The organism is uncultured Kordia sp. (assembly GCF_947496985.1).
Taxonomy (GTDB): domain Bacteria; phylum Bacteroidota; class Bacteroidia; order Flavobacteriales; family Flavobacteriaceae; genus Kordia.
Genome location: NZ_CANMEZ010000010.1, coordinates 88,002 through 108,149, shown reverse-complemented (window position 1 = coordinate 108,149; position 20,148 = coordinate 88,002). Strand labels below are relative to the sequence as shown.

Here is a 20,148-nt window from a genome sequence, read left to right as displayed (position 1 = left end):
AAAGTTTACACTAAATTATTGTAAATAAGATAATTAACAACAAGTATTAATACGTGTTTGCGCTACTTAAAACACGTATTTAAAATTACGTAATTACTATCTTTTATTCATTTTAAGAACTTTCTACTTTTGAATCATATCAAATTAAAAACTTAGCGCTAAGAACAAAATTGATATACAACTAACTATTATTAATCATTTAAAAACTATCAAATTATGTCAAATTTTGGAGGAGTTGTCTCATCAAATGGAGTTCTTGATGCTGACAACAGTAAATTTACTTGCCAATATGATCAAGGTCAACAGAAATATACTATTGCTTACAATGGAAAAGTTTCTGGAGAATCAGCAGTTGTAGTGTCGCCAACACTACAAGTCCCAGGGCTATCATACATATTGTATTCGTATACAGGAGGATTTACAATGCAAGTATTTCAAGATGTAAATGGTGTTTATACACCTACAGCTAGTAGCTTTAATTTCATTGTAAAAGAAGTATAATTAGTGTTATATATTACAGTATTTAACTCCTTTATCTCTGTCTGAAGTAAAGGAGTTTTTTTATGAAAACTATTTATTCCCTCAAGAGAGATATCCAAGAATCCTCTTTAATATAAACAAATAAGTTCTGGAATGTTTTTAATCTCGATTATCGAGTAAAACTCTTCAGTTCACTTTCACATTGGATAAGAATATTGTAGTTTTAGACATAACAAAATCTTAGAAGCATAAAGCTACTATAGCAACATCAAATTCATGAAAGTTCCTAAACATATTCTTCCAATCATTGTGATTTCACAATTTTTATGTACTTCATTATGGTTTGCAGGAAATGGAATTATGTCAGAATTGAAATCTAATTTCAATTTGGCAGAAAGCGCTTTGGGATACCTAACTTCTAGTGTTCAACTTGGCTTTATTATTGGAACATTAATTTTTGCTTTGTTATCCATAGCTGATCGGTATTCATCATCTAAAGTTTTTATGATGTGTGCTTTTTTAGGAGCTGCATTCAATATTTGTATCATTTGGGAAGGAAATACATATGCTTCCATTCTAGCTTTTCGACTTTTAACAGGTTTCTTCCTTGCGGGCATTTATCCTGTAGGTATGAAAATTGCCGCAGACTATTTTGAAAAAGGACTTGGAAAATCGCTAGGATATTTAGTTGGTGCTTTAGTTATTGGAACTGCACTTCCACATTTACTAAAAGACATCAAAGGGAATTTACCTTGGGAATTTGTTTTAGTTATTACATCTACCATAGCAACATTAGGCGGTATATTAATGGTTAGTTTAGTTCCTAATGGACCTTATAGAAAACAAAGTCAACACATAAATCTCTCTTCAATTCCTAACATTTTTAAAAAACCAAGTTTCCGAGCTGCTGCCTTTGGGTATTTTGGACACATGTGGGAATTGTACGCTTTTTGGGCATTTGTTCCAATCATACTAAGTATGTACACAGAAAAACATGCAGAAACAGCAATCAATGTTTCTTTTTTATCGTTTATAGTGATTGGAATTGGTAGTTTGGGTTGCGTTATAGGTGGTTATTTAGCACAAAGATTCAACGTTAAAAAAATTGCTTTTATTTCTTTGTTTCTATCGTGTATATGTTGTCTTTTATTACCATTTATGCTTTTTGTTTCGTCACAAGTATTTTTTATTATTTTTCTCCTTTTTTGGGGAATGGTTGTTATTGCAGATTCTCCGCTTTTCTCAACATTAGTTGCTCACAATGCGCCAGCAGCTTTAAAAGGGACAGCACTGACGATTGTAAATTCTATTGGATTTGCGATTACCATACTTAGTATTCAATTATTAAATGAATTAAGAACCTATACCGATGCGCCAATTATTTATATCATATTAGCAGTAGGCCCAATATTTGGTTTAATTGCGATACGGAAAAGAAAGAAGTAACCATGAATTTCTTTTAAATCGTTTAAAAAGCTATGTCAAGATAGTTAGCTCATTAAAAACACCACTTCACTCATTATTGGTTTTACACCTATGTTTTTTGTGTTTTATTTGAATTGTATTTAAAACGTAACTATGAAACATCCAAAAATAATGATCAGTATTCCAGAACCTTGTCAAGAAGATTGGAATGAAATGACACCAACACAAAAAGGTAAGTTTTGTGGAGTTTGCACAAAAGAAGTGGTTGATTTTACAGTTAGCAGTGATGAAAACGTTGTGAAACATTTTCAAAAAAATGACAATGTTTGTGGACGTTTCTTAACTTCTCAATTAGATCGTAAATTAATTGTAGACAGAAAGCAACGAAATCATTGGTTATCTTATGCAGCTTCATTTTTGTTACCAATAACGCTTTTCTCACAAGAAATAAAAAAAGACACTAAAAATACTCCTAAAACGGAACAGACAAATACTGGTACATATACGTCCTTAAATATTGGATCGCTTCACAAAAAAGGAGAAGTTGCTAAAAAAACTAAAAAAGATGCTATTACTGTTAGTGGAATTATTTCTGATGAATCTGGACTTCCATTACCTGGTGCAACTATAAAGATTAAAGGTACTAATACTGGAACGACTACAGATTTTGATGGTAATTACAACATCGTTACAAAAATAAACGATGTCTTAATAGCAAGTTATACAGGGTATGAATCTCTTGAAATAAAAGTAACGAATAAAAATCATAACTTCTCATTAAAACAAGATAATAGCCTAGTTGAAGTTCAGATACTTCCATATCATACTCAAAGATTAGGAAAAGTAATTGGCTCAGTTACCACTATAAATCCAGAAGACATAACAATTTTAAGTGATAATATTACTGTTAGCGGAGTAATTACAGATGAATCAGGTTTGCCATTGCCAAGCGCAACTGTAATAGTTAAAAATACAACAAATGGTGTGAGTACAGATTTTGACGGCAACTACAAAATAAACATGAAGAGAAATGATATCTTAGTCATTAGTTATATTGGGTATGAATCTACTGAGATTAAAGTTACTCAAAATACACATAATGCACAACTAGCATCTGACAATAGTTTGGCAGAAATTGTTTTAGTTGTTGGAGCTGTTACATCTCCACGTTGGATAGAACATCATGATAGACCATTAACTAAAGAACAGAAAGAAAACAAAAAACGTATCGAAAACTATTTTGCTTTTCAAAAGAAAAAATGGAAAGAGAAACGTGAAAAAAGACGTGCCAGAAGAGCAGCTCGTAAAGCTGAAAAAGCTGCAAAACACGCTAAAAATAAAGGTTGATTGTGTAATAGTTAAAAAGTTATGTTTTTTTCTGTAGAATACTTACTTTTATGAAGAACTAACTATTGCTGTCACAATATTAATCTCCGTTTCATTCGTGAAAAAACGCTACATATTATTACTTTTTTTTGTGATCCAATTGTCTTTTGGACAAGCTGAATCTAAATTAGATGTTGCAACTTCTCTTCAAAAAATTCAAGAAACGGATAATGATTCTATTAAAAGCCATGAATATTTCAAGCTTTCTGAAAAGTCAGATTTTATAAAAGATTTTACAGCACAACAACAATACGCAGATTCTGCTGTAAAATATGCTAATCGTGCGCAAATTCCTGTATTACAAATACAAGGAATACAGGTTCAAATACAAAGTTCATTGATTAAAAATGATACTGCTCGAATTTCAAACTTATACAAAGAGCTTTTTTCTTTAGCAAAAACTGCTAAAATTCCGCAATTAAATGATGTTTATATTGCAAATAGAATGAAATACGCTTCGTATTTAAATCGGTATAAAAATGCAAGCTCAGACAGTATTTTAGTGAAGTATAAAAAGATTTTTAATGATGTAAAAGATACTGATAAATATGATTTAATCACGGAAGCCTTAAGTAGAATTTCTTTATTACACAGAAATAGAAAAGAAATTGGAAAAGCATTAAATTACAATACACAAGAGATCATTTTTGCAAAAAAAAGTAATGATTCATATAAAATTGCAGCTTCACGAGTTACTGAACTCGATCTTTCTTATCAACTGATTCCTAGACCTATAAAAGCAGAAGATGTAAAACCTTTGATTGAAAAAGCAATTGAAGCAGAAACATTTATGGAAGAAAATGATATTCTGAATATTTTAATGTTTACACGATTATACTTAGCCAAGTTTTACATTCATGAAACGAGCTATGCAAAAAGCGAAGAAATTTTATTAAATATTAGTGATTCTATGCCTAAAAACATTGTGTTTTCTAAATATGAACAGTTATGCGAAATTGCAAAAACAACTAATAATTTAGAAAAATATAGAACATATACTTTAAAATTTAAACCAATTGCTTATGAAACTAACCGGGCGTTTGTTTCCTTAAATGTTCATAATTATTTATTGGATTATTCTATAAAAAACAATGCAAAAGATTCTGCTTCATACTATGCTTTGCGTTTGGAAGAAAATCTGTCAAAGGTTGATACGACTCAATTTTTAGATTATTTATACTTTACCTATAATGTATTAGCCAAACACTATACAAGTTCTGAAAAAGACAAAAGCATTCAATATCAAACCTATGCTAATAACATTAATCGTCAAATAATTGATAATCAAAAAGAAGCATTCATTAATATTGTAAAATATCGTGAAGAGGTAGAAAATTTACAAGACGAAAACACTAATTTGAATGATTCTGTATCATTTTTAGAAAATAACTTCTTTGTACTTTCTTTATTAAGTATCAGCTTATTAGCATTACTCGTTTTTGTGTATAAAAAGTATAAATCGAGCGCAAAAGAAAAAATAGAAGTAGAAAAAGAGAAAGAAATCATCGCTAAAAAAGTAGAACGCAAAAGTATTTTTCTCAACAACAAACAGAAAGTCTATTTAGACGAAATTACCTATATAAAATCTGATCGAAATTATATAGAAGTACACACAATTGAAAAAACAATTGTTGATAGAAATAAATTAAATGAAATTGCTGCTCAATTACCGCCAAATTTTATTCAAACGCATCGTTCGTATATTGTAAATAAAAATCAAATCAAGTCCATTAGCGGAACGGTTTTATACATTCTCCCTGATATTGAAATTCCTATTTCACGAACTTTCAAAAAGAACGTGGTTTCTTAGTCATATTACCATACTAAACAAATAAAGTAGGCATAATAGACTAAAATTAATTCTTTTAAACAATAATAAGAATTTCAAAAAGTTATATTTTTACAGCTATATATGTCTAGTAAAGACATATAATTATTAAACCATTACAATGAAGAAACTTTTATATACTTTTTTAATTCTTGCTATTGCTATACTTTGGAGTTCATGTAGAAAAGATTTTGTAACCGTTCCAAGTTCTGGACAATTAGAATTTTCTAGAGATACTGTATATCTTGATACTATTTTTAGCAATATTGGATCAAGCACGTACAACCTAAAAGTATACAATCGAAGTGATGACGATATTCATATTCCAACCATTCAATTAGGAGAAGGACAAACGTCTAAATATCGTTTAAATGTGGATGGAATTGCTGGAAAAGTATTTCAAGATGTTGAATTGTTAGCAAATGATAGCTTGTTCATTTTTGTAGAAACGACTGTTGATGTCAATGATTTTTCAAGTGGTGATCAATTTTTATATACAGATGCAATAGAATTTGATAATGGAGGAAATCAGCAAAAAGTAGAATTAGTTACACTTGTACAAGATGCCGTTTTCCTATATCCGCAACAATTTGATGATGGAACTATTGAAACTTTACTTCTTGGGGTAGATGATGAAGGAAATGAAACTCGAATTGAAGGTTTCTTTTTGGAAGATACCGAACTCAACTGGACCAACGATAAACCCTATGTAATTTATGGATATGCAGCTATTGGGCAAAATAAAGTATTAAATATTGATGCTGGTGCAAGAATACATTTTCATGCAAATTCTGGTTTAATTGTTGCCAATGAAGGTTCATTACAAGTCAATGGAACTACAAGTACAACTGAAGATTTAGAAGGTGAAGTCATTTTTGAAGGCGATCGTTTAGAACCTGGTTTTGCAAACGTTCCTGGACAATGGGGAACAATTTGGTTAACTGATGGAAGTACCAACAACATAATCAATCATGCAACTATAAAAAATGCTTCTGTAGGAATCCTAACAGAAAATAGCGATGGAACAAGTAATCCAACCTTAACACTTAATAGTTCTCAAATTCATAACAGTGCTACTGTTGGTTTATTGGCACGCACAGGTAATGTAGAAGCTACTAATACAGTGATTGGAAGTGCAGGACAAGCTTCTTTATATTGTAATTTGGGCGGAAAATACACATTTACACACTGTACATTTGCGAACTATTGGAGAAATAGTTTTAGAGTATTCCCAACAGTATTGTTAGATAATTATATAGATTTTGGAGATGGAAGCCCGATACTTACTGAAGTTTTAGAAGCTAACTTTTCTAATTGTATTATTGATGGAAACAACGGAATTGAATTGATTCTTGATAAAAATGAGAGTACTGACTTAATTTATAAGTTTGAAAACTGTTCCATTAAATTTGATGATTTTCAAAACAGATTTGCCAACGATGCGTTATACAACTTCAATAACGATACAATCTTCGATGAAGTTGATATTGTGACAAACTCTACTACTTTTGATTTCAAAAATCCTGAAGCAAACGAATTCATAATTGGAACTAATTCTGGCGCTGTTGGTATAGGAAATGAATCAACAACTACAATGTTTGCTCCTTTTGATATTTTAGGAACCATGCGAACGTCTGCACCAAATGGCAAAACAGATGCTGGAGCGTATCAAAATATTCCTTTTGGTGATGACTAAGATGTTTTAGACAAAAAAATATAACCATACAACGAAAAGCATGATAAAACAATAACTCAGTTTTATCATGCTTTTTTTATTTGTATATTGGTGTAAACAATAAAAACAAAGAATAGTTTAACACTTAATTTTAAAAAACAATGGGACTTATTTTTGATATTGCTAACATTTTAGCAGGAATTCTATTAGGTATTACAGCGCTTGACAAACTAGATGGAGAAAGTGATTTCTTTAACAACATCGCTAAAAAATTAATGCCGTTTACAACAGCAATCGGTGGTGCTTCTTTAGGATTAGGTGTTTGGTTTCTATTAGGTTTTCATAGCATAATTTATAGCGCAGTAGCAATTGCAGGTGGTTTGTTATTATTAACTCATGTACTAAGTCAAGTTCCAGCAATTGGTGGTGCTTTGGTAAAAATTTCAAAGAAATTAATGCCCTTTAAAGTAATTGTAGGAATTGCACTTTTAATCTTAGCAATCTTACATATTTTTTAGAAAATAGATTTTAATGAATCACAACTTTCTGAACCGTTTTACTTTTTTCGGTGCGAATTTCTAAAAAGAAAATTCCACTAGATAAGTTTGAAACATCCAATTTTGATTGCAAACCTTGCGATTTTTGAGAGAATACTTGTTTGCCCAAACTATCAAAAACTGTAAGCGTATACGATTCTGATATTGTTGTATTTACAAAAATATAATCCTTTGCAGGATTTGGATAAACGCTGAATTTTTCAGCGTTTTCTTCGTTTATACCTAATGTACTTCCTTCGACAACGGTTAATACTTGATTGGCGCTTACATCTGTATATGTATCAACAAGTCCACTTGGCCAAAAGATTTCTACAGTATTAATGGTAGTCGCTGTTGCCAATCCGAATATTTCTGTTGCTGAGTTTTGTCCTAAAAAAGCTTCTCCACACAATACATATCTGTACATTGATTCTCCATTTACAGTTGCTTTTATCTTTGCTCCAATTCCAGCTTTATTACTCATGGTTCCTTCAAGCTTGATTTTTAACCAGTTATTCGTTCCTCCAGTATTTCTCCATAATGAATGATTGTCTGGCGCCAAGTTTATCACTACAAAATCTTGATATCCATCATTATTTATATCTCCAAGTGCATTTGAAAAGCTCGTATATGCATCATTCGCAAACCCTGCCATTGTTGGACTTGTATAATTATAACCTGTATCACATTGATAAAATCCTGTGGTTAACAATCCAGAAGCAGGATCATTGATCATACTACAAACGTATAAATCTAAATCAGTATCATTGTCGGCGTCTAAAAAGTTTGCGCCCCAACCTATACTATTAAAAATGGTTCCTGTAGAAGTTGCTTCATCCGTAAATGTTCCGTCTCCATTATTTTTTAATAAATGATTTCCTTCAGTTGTGTTTGTCACATAAATATCCAGAAAACCATCGTAATTGTAATCGTCAATTGTTGTAGACATTGCATTGGCTGCAACACCAGCACCAGAAGCCAAACTTACATCTGTGAAGGTTCCGTTTCCATTATTTTTATACAAGATATTTGTATTGGCGAATCGATCATTAGAGATGTAAATATCTAAGAATCCATCATTATTATAATCAAAAAATGAAGAACAGAATGATAAATGTCCAACCGGACTAATTCCGGCAAATGAAGAAACATTTGTAAATGTTCCGTTTCCATTGTTTCTGTATAATTGATTTGGAATAATTTTAGCATCATCTTTATTGCATAAAAACAAATCTAAATCACCATCATTATCATAATCGCCAAAAGAAGCACCAAAAGAGTATAAAGTCGTTGAAGGAAGTCCTGCAATTCCAGAAACATCTGTAAAATTGAAGTTTCCATCATTATTATACAATTTATTTGAGTCGTCAAAACGTGTTACAAACAAATCATTATCACCATCATTATCATAATCAACCCATAACACTTGTTTGGAATGATTGGCAATGGTAATATTGAACGTTTCTTCGACAAACGTTCCTGAATTGTTTTTAAAAAATCGTACAGGGAAATTTTCTTTACTTGCAAAGGTTAAATCGTCCCAGCCATCATTATCATAATCATAGAAACTAACGCCACCTAATTGTGTACTTGCGTTTCCTGTAATATTGATACCTAGTTCAACTGCTTTGTCTTCGAAGAGTATTTGTGCATTCATCGGGAAGATACACAAACATGTTAATACAGCAATAGTATAACTTTTCATATTCGCAATTTTTACATCTCATTGCAAATATAGTAAATCTTAATTTTATGTTAAAATATTATACTATTGCTGTTTTTTTATGATTTATGCTTTGAATAATGGTCTATCTGACATCATTACATTCACTTTAAATGCAATTCCTTCTAATTTTTCATCATTTTCGTAATTCATTAACGCTTCATCAATATATTCAACAATAAGCGCCATATCTTCTTCTGTTAGCCCTCTTGTAGTAATAGCTGCAGTTCCAATACGAATTCCAGAAGTTACAAATGGGCTTTTATCATCAAAAGGAACCATATTTTTATTTACAGTAATATCAGCCTTTCCGAGTGCTTTCTCAGCATCTTTTCCTGTGATATTTTTATTTCTTAGATCGATTAACATCATATGATTGTCAGTTCCTCCAGAAATGATATTATAATCTTTTGCTACAAATGCAGCTGCCATTGCTTTGGCATTTTTTTGAACTTGTAAAATGTAATGCATAAACTCATCCGTTAATGCTTCACCAAAAGCAATTGCTTTTCCTGCAATTACATGTTCTAATGGTCCACCTTGGTTTCCAGGGAAAACACCACTATCTAATAAGGAAGACATTTTACGTAAGTTTCCATTTTTTAGTTTGATTCCGAATGGATTGTCAAAATTTTTCCCCATCATGATCAAACCTCCACGTGGTCCACGTAATGTTTTGTGTGTAGTTGTAGTTACGATATGACAATGCGGGATTGGATCGTTTAGTAATCCTTTGGCAATCAAACCAGCAGGATGCGAAATATCTGCTAATAATAATGCGTTTACGCTATCAGCAATCTCGCGGAAGCGTTTAAAATCAATATCTCTTGAATATGCAGATGCTCCTGCAATAATCATTTTTGGCTGCTCTTGAGTTGCAATTTCTTGAATTTTATCATAATTCAATATACCAGTCTCCTTCTCTACTCCATAAAATACAGGATTGTATAATTTTCCAGAAAAGTTTACAGGCGATCCGTGTGTTAAATGTCCTCCATGAGACAAATCGAATCCTAAAATTTTATCTCCAGGTTTCAAACATGCTGCAAATACAGCTGTGTTTGCCTGACTTCCACTGTGTGGCTGTACATTTACATATTCTGCTCCAAATAAAGCTTTTGCTCTATCTATGGCAATGTTTTCAACTTCATCTACGACTTCGCAGCCGCCATAATAACGCTTTCCAGGATATCCTTCGGCGTATTTATTTGTCAGTACAGAGCCTACAGCTTCCATTACTTGATCACTTACAAAGTTTTCAGAAGCGATCAACTCTAATCCTTCTATTTGCCTTTCTTTTTCGGCTTGAATTAATTCAAAAATTTGTTCGTCGCGTTGCATTATTTTGAGTCTATGTTAATAAAATCCAAAAATATGATATAGATTCCATAACTCATATAGAAAACTCATATATTTGAATAGAAATAACAAATTTTATCAAATTATAAATATTCAACACAACTATGCCAGATACTACTAATAATCCCAATAGAAAAACATGGCTAGAAGTTGCTACTGATAGCGATTTTCCCATACAAAATATACCTTTTGGAGTTTTCCTTACAAGAGATGATGTAATTACTATTGGTACCCGTATCGGTGATTATGCCATCGATTTAGGTGCATTGCATCAACTTGGATACTTTGAAGGAATTCCTTTAACTGATGATATTTTTCTTCAAGATAGCTTAAATGATTTTATTTCTGATGGAAAGAAAACATGGCGCTTGGTTCGTAACCGTATTGGAGATATTTTTGATGCTGATAATGGAAGTTTACGCGATAATCCAGAACATAGAAATACAATTATATTTACACTAGATGAAATAGAAATGCAATTGCCAGTTCAAATTGGTGATTATACAGACTTCTATTCTAGTATTGAACACGCTACCAATGTTGGTGTAATGTTTAGAGGAAAAGAAAATGCATTAATGCCAAACTGGTTACATGTACCTGTAGGATATCATGGAAGAAGTTCTTCTATCATTCCTTCTGGAATTCCAATTCATCGTCCACAAGGACAAACATTACCTGCTGGATCAGACACACCGATTTTTGGACCTTCTAAGCGTGTTGATTTTGAATTAGAAATGGCATTTATTACAACAGACGCCAATCATTTAGGAGAGCCAATTCCTATTGAAGAGGCTGAAGATTATATTTTTGGAGTTGTTGTTTTTAATGACTGGAGCGCACGTGATATTCAAAAGTGGGAATATGTGCCTTTAGGACCATTTTTAGGAAAGAGTTTTGCATCGTCAATTTCACCTTGGATTGTAACAATGGATGCTTTAGAACCTTTTAGAGTAGAGACTCCTAAGCCTTTAAAACCACAATTAGAATATTTACAGTATACAGGAAAGAAAAGTTACGATATTCACTTAGAAGTAGGGATTACGCCTGAAAACAGTGAAGAAACTATTGTTTCTCGTTCTAACTTTAAATACATGTATTGGAATATGGCACAACAATTAACACATCATACTGTAAATGGTTGTCCTGTAAATTCTGGTGATATGATGGGAAGTGGAACGTTGTCGGGAAAAACTCCTGATTCGTATGGTTCTATGTTAGAATTATCATGGGCAGGAAAAAATCCTGTAAAATTAAATGACGGTTCTGAGCGTACTTTTATCAATGATGGAGATACCGTAACTATGCGTGGACATTGTAAAAATGAGCATGTTCGTATTGGTTTTGGAGAGGTTTCTTCAAAATTACTTCCAGTTTTCGAACCAAAGAAAAAGTAACAATTTATTATAACAATCATATTAAAGATCAGGCTTTTAGTCTGGTCTTTTTTATTGTTTTATTTTTAAGTTATTACCTCATAATTAGATAATTACGGGTTGTAATAGTATAAACTGTATCGTTTTTGGGGTTTATCTTCGTAACATTACACACTTAAAATTATTCAATAATCATTGATATGAAAAACAAATACTACTAGTATTCATCTCCCTAATTTCTATCACAAGTGCTTTTGCACAGCCAGGAATGAAAAAAAAGGTAAAGCAATCTAATTTGTTAAAAGAGAAAACACTTTTAGTTCCTATTGAAGATTCTGAATTTGGAAAACGTCTTAAAAGTGCTATTCAAAATATATGGACTTTTAACGAACAAGTGAAATTTGTCACTAAAGAAGAGTTTAAAGTACTTTAGAAAAATAAGAAAGAAAGAGACGCATATGCATATTTGAACTATCTGGAATCTGAACAACTCGGTTTTTTTCCAAAAAATGTAGTCAAAATAAGTTTTTAGGAGAAGTAGCTCCTATATATTATATTCAATGACGATATAATGGATATATCAGATAAAAGTAGTTTAGATAAAGTTACAGAAGCTGATTTACTATTTGCTATTAAACAACTACAATCTAACATTGTTTCATTTAAAAAATATAAAAAGATGAAACGAAAAGAAGTTATGAAATCATATGGGGAACAATTAAATGGTTTGGGAATATTAAAAAATAAAACGCTTTTAACTGAAGAAAACGCCCTAACAAAAAAACTTTAAAGAAACTGAAGTCAATTTACAAATATGATTATAAAATTGTAAGTAAAGAAGTAATTGATGATGTAATTAACAAGAATGATGGAACTTTATCCATTGTAAATTATGCTATTTATGATTCAACAACTAATGAAGCTCTTTATACATTTCTACCTTCAAATGGTGTTGTTGTTTCTGTAAGTGCAAAAACTAAAATAAATTTTAAAGATTTAAAAAAGTTAGTCAAGTATATCAAATAAATACCATATAATTACTTAAAAAACAACAATGATAAGATCGCCTAAATAGTTTTTAGGCGATCTTTTTTTTCAAAAATTTATTAATAAGCACAAAATGCACTCATTGAGCAGTTTAATGGATTAATAGTTCCACATAATGCACGTATAACTGAAGTTGAAACAGTAGATCCACCGACAATCGCTTGTTGGTTTTTATCGCTTAATTCAGCTACAACTGACTTTTTTAGTACTAAGATATTTGAGATGCTCTTTTTTTTCATAATAATTAAAATTAAAGTAAAATCCCTACTCTATTAGCTTTTCGGGTTCCGCTATTGCGAATGTCTTTGGCCATGAACAATTCTTTCTCAAAGGAAATCAAAAATGTAAGAAAACACACGTGAGCCGATAAGGATTGACAAATATTGAACAGTCCCGATCATTGTTTACTTTATGTTTTAGAAAATACTTTTAAGACTTTTTAGAAAAATGCTTTTGATACGCTGTTGGCGACATTCCTGTTTTCTTTTTAAAAGCAGTATAGAATGAGGAACGATTATTAAATCCTGTCACATCAATAATTTCATTAATATTCATGGTATTGGAAGTGTCTGATAGTAAAGTAATCGCTTCTTTGATACGATAACTGCTTACAAATTCGAAGAAGTTTGATTGAAAGTATTCATTAATAATTTGAGATGTATGATGCTTGGAAAGATTTAATAAATCTGCAAGTTTACTAAGCGTTAATGTATGATCTAAATATACTTTTTCTGTTTCCATTAAATCTTCTAATTGCTGTTTCATTTCAAGTGCAAAAGATGTTAGCATTCCATTTTTTCGATATTTTATATATGGGATGATTTTTTTTCCGGAAAAGATATCTGGCTGCATGAAACTAAAGTAAGAGACAACTCCAATAAACGTTACAATACAATACCCTATAATATAATCACCTGTAATTGTCATTAACTTAAAATGATTCAACACAAAATATAGTATGAAAACAAATACATATGCTACAAAACAAATTAATAAACTTGCAATCCAAAGTTTTTTTTGAACTGGAGGTGTTTCTTTTTTATAGTTATAATACTCTTTACATATCAATCCTGCATAAAAAAGCATGACAAAAATAACTACTACTATTACATACTCTCTGTATAATTTAATCAATGTTATATTTTGAGAAAATACAGTAGTTCTTAACGCTTGTAGTTTTTCAGAAGCTGGTAATAGAAAAAAATTTCCATAAACTAAAAAAATAGATACTAGTGGAATTGCATGTACACCATCTTTTAGTCCAAATTTATTTTGATATAACACACGACGAATATATAAGTACAATAACGGACCGTAAGAAATCCAAGGAATTAAATTAGTAAATACAAAATGTGGATGATATACACCGCCGTTAGTAGCCCAATAACCACAGTTGTAAAGTAAATTGTATGAAAATAACAATAAGAAGATTCCAAAAAGTCTATTGGCTACTTTATCTCCTTTCTGTTTTATAAAAAAGAAAAACCCTAAAATAAAAGCTTGCATAGAAAATGCAAAAAATAGCAAAATCCATATGTCAATGTTAAGCTTCATTACTATCGGTTAATACATGAAAATTTTATCAAAATAATTAGCAACTTTCAGTAAGATACTTAAAAAGTATATAAGTATTAAATTCTATATATAAATTTTTATGATTTGATAAAAAACTCCCAAGTTTTAAATTTGGAAGCTTTGATATTAGTTAAACGAAACACTTATAAAAAATTTAGTATACTCTGATAAAAAATAAACAACTCCAAACCGAAGCTTGGAGTTGTCATCACAAAAATTGAATTAATCAATCTATTGAGCACAAAACGCAATCATAAAATAACCAAAAGGGGAATTATTAACTTAATTCTTTATATCAATGATTACACTGTTCTAACTTAGAAAAACAGCTTGTGCTGAAAAAAACAATTTTGAATTTTAGATATAATGTCGCATCTCTTTAGAGATTATACTGGACAAGTTCTAAAAGATTCTGTTGCACATCTTCTTGGATTGATAGTTTCATCAGTACAAACTGGACTACATGTATATGCACACGTATTAGCACAAGTGTTTGCACAAGTTGGATCCTGTGTTAATTCAGGACAGCAAGAATGACCATGACATGTATATGTTCCTCCTCCTCTAACTTGTTGTTGTACTAAATGTGCAATTGTTGATTTATTAATTTGTAATGAATTTTTGATAACTGACTTTTTCATAATGTTTTGATTTTAATGTTTATTAATAAAAATTTGAATGATGATTAGTGATTTTTATTTGATAATTAGTAACATAAAACTCCAGTTCCTACAGTACAAAGCCCACGTGTATGATAGTTCAAAAATGAACGTGTAACATTACCTTTTACTTGGCTTTGTATTATATTATTTAATTGTGTAACTGTTGCTTTAGCTAGGTTGATTTTAGTTGGTTTTTTTATAATTCTAAAATTTAAAAAATACCTACTCGTAGGTTTTTCGGCTTTTACTATCTTAGCTTTAGCAAGTTGTGTTAGGACATTGGTAACAATTTGTATATAAAAGTGTAATACAATCTTGTGTACAATCTTCTGTTTCACAATTCAATCTGTCAACAGACTCTATTCCAATAGTTCCGCCTTTTATCTTTGCGGTACTGAAACTAGAGACTACCGATTTTTTAAATTTTAGTGGTGTAAACTCTCGTTTTTTCATGATGTAATATGTAATAGTAATGCCTACTCTATAAGTTTTTCGGCTTCCACTTTACAAAACAAATGGCCGTTTATTTCTATCATAAAGTAAACTAGAAAAGTCAACAAAATAATCCACACCGATAAAGATTTACAAAAAAAAATAGCGAATATTAAGAAAGTTTCTTATGCTTATTTCTGTATGATCTTGGCGAAATACCTGTCTTTTTCTTGAATGCGTTGTAAAATGAAGTTCTATTATTAAATCCTGCAGCGTAAATAATCTGATTGATATTTAACTTATTCTTATGATCTTGCAAAAGCTTAATTGCTTCGTCAATCCGATAATTATTAACAAATTCAAAGAAGTTTACCTGAAAATGTTCGTTGATCAACTGCGAAGTATGATGTCGAGATAAGTTTAATTCTTCTGATAACACATCTAGCGTAAGCGAATTATCTAAAAATAATTTATCTGATTCCATTAAAAAAACCAACTTATCTTTCATTTCATTGGCTATAGAGGAAGACAAACCATTATTCCGATACTTTGTAAAAGGAAATTTTATAGTGCCTGAAAAAATATCAGGTTGCATAAAACTATAATAAGAAACAATTCCTATAAAGAATACCATTGCATATCCAATTAAATAATCATTGGAAATAGTCATTAATCGAAAATAGATTAACATGAAATAGACAAAGAATACAAATGCATATCCTGAAAAACACATCCATAACGATTTTACCCATAAACGTTGCGACTCAGTTACATTCCCTTTTTCTTTTTTATACAAATTATAAATTTTAAAAACGTATAAAAACATTAGCAACATTACAGTATAGACCATATACTCTCTAGGAATTGGCCACCAATTTACATAGTTTTCATATGTATTGGCATTGGTAATTTTTAACTTAGTTTCGTAGGGTAAAAAATAGAAACGCCCAAACACACTAAATATCCAAACAATAGGTATAGCATGTCTAAAATCTGCCCAAGTAAATGGACTCTGTTTTAAAACGCGTTTTATATAAACATACAATAATGGGCCATAAGAAACCCATGGAATAAAATTGGTAAAAGACAAATGCTCTACGGGAGGACTTTGATAGTTAGACCAATACGCACAATTGAAAATTTGATTGTACGAGAACAATAGAAGAAAAATTCCGAATATACTATTAGCTATTCGATCTCCTTTTCGCTTTAAAAAAAATAAAATAGCGAGTACGAACGACTGTATGGCAAATGCAAAAAAAAGCATTATCCATAGATTAATGGTAGTTTTCATTAGCAGCTTTAAGAACGTTTTTTGAATGATTGAATGATGATAATTTCAATGTACAAATAAGAAAGTAAAATCTTTCTTAAAAAATTCTTAATTCTTAAGCTGAAATGAAAAATCTATAAATTCTTATACGAATTGCTCTAACGGAATTGCATTAATTTGACTATGAGAAGCATGCGCTACAGTAACTCCATTTTTTATCATAATCAGTTGTGGACTTTCATGCCATACTTGAAAACGAGCAGCTACTTCTTCTGAAATTGGACGGTAATTCAACAAATCTAAATAATAAACCTTCATTTGGTTTTCTTCCAAATCGTACGATCCTTCAAACTGTTTAATAACCATTCTGCTAATTCCACAACGTGTGCTATGTTTAAAAATAGCAACTGGTTGCGTTTTCGACTCTTCAACAATAGTATTAAGTTGATTTACATTTGTTAATGGTGTCCAACGTAGTTTTGAAGGCTCTGGAGTTTCAGAAGGACTAGAACTTCCGAATATTTTATTGAATAATCCCATAAGTATGCACTAAATTTAAACAATGAGTCGAAAGTGGTTTCAAAAACTTTCAAAAAAAATAAAATTGTCAAAATGTCTTATAAACAAACGCTTTAACCGCCATTTTGTCGTGTATTCACAATTGGAATAACAATTGCAAAATTATCAAAAAACATACATTAGAACGTTATGAACTTTAATAATTATACCATAAAATCACAAGAAGCTGTGCAACAAGCCCAACAGCTTACACAAACATACGGACATCAACTTATTGAAAATGATCACTTATTCAAAGCAATCATGGAAGTGGATGACAATGTCTTACCATTTCTATTAAAAAAACTAGATGTAAATGTTTCTTTATTACATCAAATATTAGAAAGCACTTTACAGAGTTATGCAAAAGTTAGTGGTGGAAATATTATGTTATCTCCTGCAACTGGAAAAACACTGACAGATGCTAGCATTATTGCTAAAGATATGGACGATGAATTTGTTTCTACATCACATTTGGTATTAGCTATTTTTAAATCGAATAGTAAAATTGCGCAAATTTTAAAAGATCAAGGAGTTACAGAAAAAGGGTTAAAAGCAGCAATCCAAGAATTGAGTAAAGGAGAACGTGTCACTTCTGCTAATGCGGAAGAAACCTATAATTCCTTAAATAAATACGCAAATAACTTAAACCAATTGGCAAACGATGGAAAACTCGATCCTGTTATTGGTCGTGATGAAGAAATTCGTAGAGTTTTACAAATTTTATCAAGAAGAACCAAAAACAACCCAATATTAGTTGGTGAGCCTGGTGTTGGTAAAACTGCTATTGCAGAAGGAATGGCACACAGAATCATTCAAGGTGATGTTCCTGAAAATTTAAAAGACAAACAAATATATTCATTAGATATGGGTGCTTTAATTGCTGGAGCCAAATTTAAAGGAGAATTTGAAGAACGCCTAAAAGCAGTCATCAAAGAAGTTACTTCTGCAGAAGGTGATATTGTACTCTTTATTGATGAAATTCACACTTTAGTCGGCGCTGGTGGCGGACAAGGTGCTATGGATGCTGCAAATATTCTAAAACCTGCATTAGCACGTGGAGAACTAAGAGCAATTGGTGCAACTACGCTAGATGAATATCAAAAATACTTTGAAAAAGATAAAGCGTTAGAACGTCGTTTCCAGAAAATTATGGTGAACGAACCAGATACAGAAAGTGCAATTTCTATCTTAAGAGGAATTAAAGAAAAATACGAAACACACCATAAAGTACGTATTAAAGATGAAGCTATTATTTCTGCTGTAGAACTTTCTCAACGTTATATCACAAATCGTTTCTTACCAGATAAAGCAATTGATTTAATTGATGAGGCTGCTTCTAAACTTCGTATGGAGATCAATTCAAAACCTGAAGACTTAGATGTCTTAGACAGGAGAATTATGCAATTAGAAATTGAAATTGAAGCCATTAAACGCGAAAATGATGAAGCCAAATTAAAATCACTAAATGCAGAACTAGCAAACATCAAAGAAGAACGTAACGAGATTTTTGCCAAATGGCAATCTGAAAAAGATGTGGTTGATAAAGTACAAGCTACGAAAGAAGCTATTGAGAATTATCGCGCGGAAGCGGAACGAGCAGAACGAGAAGGTAATTACGGGAAAGTTGCCGAATTACGCTACGGAAAAATTAAAGAAGCGCAAGAAAACTTAGACGCTTTACAAGAAGTATTAGCGCTACAAGAAGAAAACGCTTTGATTAAAGAAGAAGTAACCAATGAAGATATTGCGGAAGTTGTAGCCAAATGGACAGGAATTCCTGTGACAAAAATGCTGCAAAGTGAACGTGAAAAGTTATTACAACTGGAAACCGAATTACACAAACGTGTAGTTGGTCAGGAAGAAGCTATTACTGCTGTTTCAGATGCTGTTCGTAGAAGCCGTGCAGGATTGCAAGATGTAAATCGCCCTATTGGTTCGTTTTTATTCTTAGGAACAACTGGTGTTGGAAAAACAGAATTAGCCAAAGCACTTGCCTCTTATTTATTTGACGATGAAAGCGCTATGACACGAATTGACATGAGCGAATACCAAGAGTCACATTCGGTAAGTCGCTTAGTTGGAGCGCCTCCAGGATATGTAGGTTATGATGAAGGTGGACAATTAACGGAAGCTGTTCGTAGAAAACCGTATTCTGTAGTTTTATTAGATGAAATTGAAAAAGCGCATCCCGATACATTTAATGTATTATTGCAAGTGTTAGATGAGGGAAGATTGACAGATAATAAAGGGCGAATTGCTGATTTTAAAAATACGATCATTATTATGACATCAAATATAGGAAGTCATATTATTGAAGAAAAATTCAAAGCGTTAGAAGATGCCTATAGTGCTACAGAAGCTGCAAAAGTAGAAGTATTAGGATTGTTAAAGTTAACGGTACGACCAGAATTTTTAAATAGAATTGATGATATTGTTATGTTTACGCCTTTATCACAAAATAACATCAAAGAAATTGTACGATTACAATTTAAAAATATCATTAAAATGCTGGCTAAACAGCAAATTACACTTGATGCAACTGAAGAAGCGATTTCATTTTTAGCAAAACAAGGATTTGATCCACAATTTGGTGCGCGACCTGTAAAACGTGTCATTCAACGTAAAGTATTAAATCAGCTATCAAAGGAAATTCTTAGTGGAAAAGTTACTGTAGACAGTATCATTTTATTAGACGAGTTTGATGACGAACTCGTATTCCGAAATCAAACTGATTTAATTGTTGATCCATCCTAAAGAAACAAAGCGCAACTAAGATGAGTTGCGCTTCGCTTTTACTAACAAAGACAGAAACT

The 20,148-nt window shown here is 31.2% G+C and carries 18 protein-coding genes; 10 read left to right on the top strand and 8 right to left on the bottom strand.

What is annotated here, in order from left to right:
* The first annotated feature begins 216 nt into the window (after window positions 1–216).
* The 6 genes from Q0828_RS20445 (at window position 217) to Q0828_RS20420 (ending at window position 7,312) form a co-directional block, all read left to right on the top strand.
* Window positions 217–501, top strand: coding sequence for a hypothetical protein (locus tag Q0828_RS20445; protein WP_298425795.1), 285 nt, complete (start codon window positions 217–219; stop codon window positions 499–501).
* A 255-nt stretch (window positions 502–756) separates the two neighbouring features.
* Entirely contained in the window at window positions 757–1,926 is a 1,170-nt protein-coding gene (locus Q0828_RS20440) for an MFS transporter (RefSeq protein WP_298425792.1), read from the top strand.
* A gap of 132 nt (window positions 1,927–2,058) precedes the next feature.
* On the top strand, window positions 2,059–3,252 hold the full coding sequence (locus Q0828_RS20435; protein ID WP_298425789.1) for a carboxypeptidase-like regulatory domain-containing protein: 1,194 nt from the start codon (window positions 2,059–2,061) through the stop codon (window positions 3,250–3,252).
* 97 nt (window positions 3,253–3,349) lie between these two features.
* Window positions 3,350–5,101: a LytTR family DNA-binding domain-containing protein gene (locus Q0828_RS20430; RefSeq protein WP_298425786.1), complete on the top strand. Its 1,752-nt coding sequence runs from the start codon at window positions 3,350–3,352 to the stop codon at window positions 5,099–5,101.
* 139 nt (window positions 5,102–5,240) lie between these two features.
* A complete protein-coding gene (locus Q0828_RS20425) occupies window positions 5,241–6,815 on the top strand; it encodes a hypothetical protein (RefSeq protein WP_298425783.1) in 1,575 nt (524 codons plus the stop codon).
* 140 nt (window positions 6,816–6,955) lie between these two features.
* Complete coding sequence (locus Q0828_RS20420) at window positions 6,956–7,312, top strand: hypothetical protein (RefSeq protein WP_298425780.1); 357 nt, start codon at window positions 6,956–6,958, stop codon at window positions 7,310–7,312.
* Window positions 7,313–7,322: 10 nt separating this feature from the next.
* On the opposite strand, the gene Q0828_RS20415 is transcribed toward Q0828_RS20420, so the two are convergent.
* Together Q0828_RS20415 and glyA are read right to left on the bottom strand one after the other, a co-directional pair.
* On the bottom strand, window positions 7,323–9,035 hold the full coding sequence (locus Q0828_RS20415; protein WP_298425777.1) for an FG-GAP-like repeat-containing protein: 1,713 nt from the start codon (window positions 9,033–9,035) through the stop codon (window positions 7,323–7,325).
* An 84-nt stretch (window positions 9,036–9,119) separates the two neighbouring features.
* Complete coding sequence (glyA, locus tag Q0828_RS20410; RefSeq protein ID WP_298425772.1) at window positions 9,120–10,394, bottom strand: serine hydroxymethyltransferase; 1,275 nt, start codon at window positions 10,392–10,394, stop codon at window positions 9,120–9,122.
* A gap of 122 nt (window positions 10,395–10,516) precedes the next feature.
* Between glyA and fahA the strand changes: the two genes are divergently transcribed.
* From fahA to Q0828_RS20395, 3 genes are all read left to right on the top strand, one after another.
* Window positions 10,517–11,806, top strand: a complete 1,290-nt coding sequence (gene fahA / locus Q0828_RS20405; protein WP_298425769.1) for a fumarylacetoacetase — start codon at window positions 10,517–10,519, stop codon at window positions 11,804–11,806.
* 247 nt (window positions 11,807–12,053) lie between these two features.
* The gene (locus Q0828_RS20400; RefSeq protein ID WP_298425766.1) at window positions 12,054–12,218 is read left to right on the top strand and encodes a hypothetical protein; all 165 of its coding nucleotides are present in this window, start codon (window positions 12,054–12,056) and stop codon (window positions 12,216–12,218) included.
* Window positions 12,219–12,356: 138 nt separating this feature from the next.
* Window positions 12,357–12,575, top strand: coding sequence for a hypothetical protein (locus tag Q0828_RS20395; RefSeq protein WP_298425763.1), 219 nt, complete (start codon window positions 12,357–12,359; stop codon window positions 12,573–12,575).
* Window positions 12,576–12,891: 316 nt separating this feature from the next.
* Here Q0828_RS20395 and Q0828_RS20390 read toward each other — a convergent pair whose 3' ends face one another.
* The 6 genes from Q0828_RS20390 to ytxJ all read right to left on the bottom strand — a co-directional run bounded on the left by Q0828_RS20390 (window position 12,892) and on the right by ytxJ (window position 17,314).
* Window positions 12,892–13,071, bottom strand: a complete 180-nt coding sequence (locus Q0828_RS20390; protein WP_298425760.1) for a class I lanthipeptide — start codon at window positions 13,069–13,071, stop codon at window positions 12,892–12,894.
* 190 nt (window positions 13,072–13,261) lie between these two features.
* Complete coding sequence (locus Q0828_RS20385) at window positions 13,262–14,386, bottom strand: AraC family transcriptional regulator (RefSeq protein ID WP_298425758.1); 1,125 nt, start codon at window positions 14,384–14,386, stop codon at window positions 13,262–13,264.
* 407 nt (window positions 14,387–14,793) lie between these two features.
* Complete coding sequence (locus tag Q0828_RS20380) at window positions 14,794–15,048, bottom strand: hypothetical protein (protein WP_298425756.1); 255 nt, start codon at window positions 15,046–15,048, stop codon at window positions 14,794–14,796.
* Between the two features lie 279 nt (window positions 15,049–15,327).
* Window positions 15,328–15,522, bottom strand: coding sequence for a hypothetical protein (locus Q0828_RS20375; RefSeq protein WP_298425754.1), 195 nt, complete (start codon window positions 15,520–15,522; stop codon window positions 15,328–15,330).
* Window positions 15,523–15,673: 151 nt separating this feature from the next.
* Complete coding sequence (locus Q0828_RS20370) at window positions 15,674–16,795, bottom strand: AraC family transcriptional regulator (protein ID WP_298425750.1); 1,122 nt, start codon at window positions 16,793–16,795, stop codon at window positions 15,674–15,676.
* 123 nt (window positions 16,796–16,918) lie between these two features.
* The gene (ytxJ, locus tag Q0828_RS20365; protein ID WP_298425747.1) at window positions 16,919–17,314 is read right to left on the bottom strand and encodes a bacillithiol system redox-active protein YtxJ; all 396 of its coding nucleotides are present in this window, start codon (window positions 17,312–17,314) and stop codon (window positions 16,919–16,921) included.
* A gap of 168 nt (window positions 17,315–17,482) precedes the next feature.
* Between ytxJ and clpB the strand changes: the two genes are divergently transcribed.
* On the top strand, window positions 17,483–20,089 hold the full coding sequence (gene clpB / locus Q0828_RS20360; protein ID WP_298425745.1) for an ATP-dependent chaperone ClpB: 2,607 nt from the start codon (window positions 17,483–17,485) through the stop codon (window positions 20,087–20,089).
* Window positions 20,090–20,148: the final 59 nt, after the last annotated feature.

Excerpts from the sequence above, each read along its gene's own strand:
- Q0828_RS20445 (WP_298425795.1), top strand. The coding sequence starts at position 217 with ATGTCAAATTTTGGAGGAGTTGTCTCATCAAATGGAGTTCTTGATGCT.
- Q0828_RS20440 (WP_298425792.1), top strand. The coding sequence starts at position 757 with ATGAAAGTTCCTAAACATATTCTTCCAATCATTGTGATTTCACAATTT.
- Q0828_RS20435 (WP_298425789.1), top strand. The coding sequence starts at position 2,059 with ATGAAACATCCAAAAATAATGATCAGTATTCCAGAACCTTGTCAAGAA.
- Q0828_RS20425 (WP_298425783.1), top strand. The coding sequence starts at position 5,241 with ATGAAGAAACTTTTATATACTTTTTTAATTCTTGCTATTGCTATACTT.
- Q0828_RS20420 (WP_298425780.1), top strand. The coding sequence starts at position 6,956 with ATGGGACTTATTTTTGATATTGCTAACATTTTAGCAGGAATTCTATTA.
- Q0828_RS20415 (WP_298425777.1), bottom strand. The coding sequence starts at position 9,035 with ATGAAAAGTTATACTATTGCTGTATTAACATGTTTGTGTATCTTCCCG.
- glyA (WP_298425772.1), bottom strand. The coding sequence starts at position 10,394 with ATGCAACGCGACGAACAAATTTTTGAATTAATTCAAGCCGAAAAAGAA.
- fahA (WP_298425769.1), top strand. The coding sequence starts at position 10,517 with ATGCCAGATACTACTAATAATCCCAATAGAAAAACATGGCTAGAAGTT.
- Q0828_RS20400 (WP_298425766.1), top strand. The coding sequence starts at position 12,054 with ATGAAAAAAAAGGTAAAGCAATCTAATTTGTTAAAAGAGAAAACACTT.
- Q0828_RS20395 (WP_298425763.1), top strand. The coding sequence starts at position 12,357 with ATGGATATATCAGATAAAAGTAGTTTAGATAAAGTTACAGAAGCTGAT.
- Q0828_RS20390 (WP_298425760.1), bottom strand. The coding sequence starts at position 13,071 with ATGAAAAAAAAGAGCATCTCAAATATCTTAGTACTAAAAAAGTCAGTT.
- Q0828_RS20385 (WP_298425758.1), bottom strand. The coding sequence starts at position 14,386 with ATGAAGCTTAACATTGACATATGGATTTTGCTATTTTTTGCATTTTCT.
- Q0828_RS20380 (WP_298425756.1), bottom strand. The coding sequence starts at position 15,048 with ATGAAAAAGTCAGTTATCAAAAATTCATTACAAATTAATAAATCAACA.
- Q0828_RS20375 (WP_298425754.1), bottom strand. The coding sequence starts at position 15,522 with ATGAAAAAACGAGAGTTTACACCACTAAAATTTAAAAAATCGGTAGTC.
- Q0828_RS20370 (WP_298425750.1), bottom strand. The coding sequence starts at position 16,795 with ATGAAAACTACCATTAATCTATGGATAATGCTTTTTTTTGCATTTGCC.
- ytxJ (WP_298425747.1), bottom strand. The coding sequence starts at position 17,314 with ATGGGATTATTCAATAAAATATTCGGAAGTTCTAGTCCTTCTGAAACT.
- clpB (WP_298425745.1), top strand. The coding sequence starts at position 17,483 with ATGAACTTTAATAATTATACCATAAAATCACAAGAAGCTGTGCAACAA.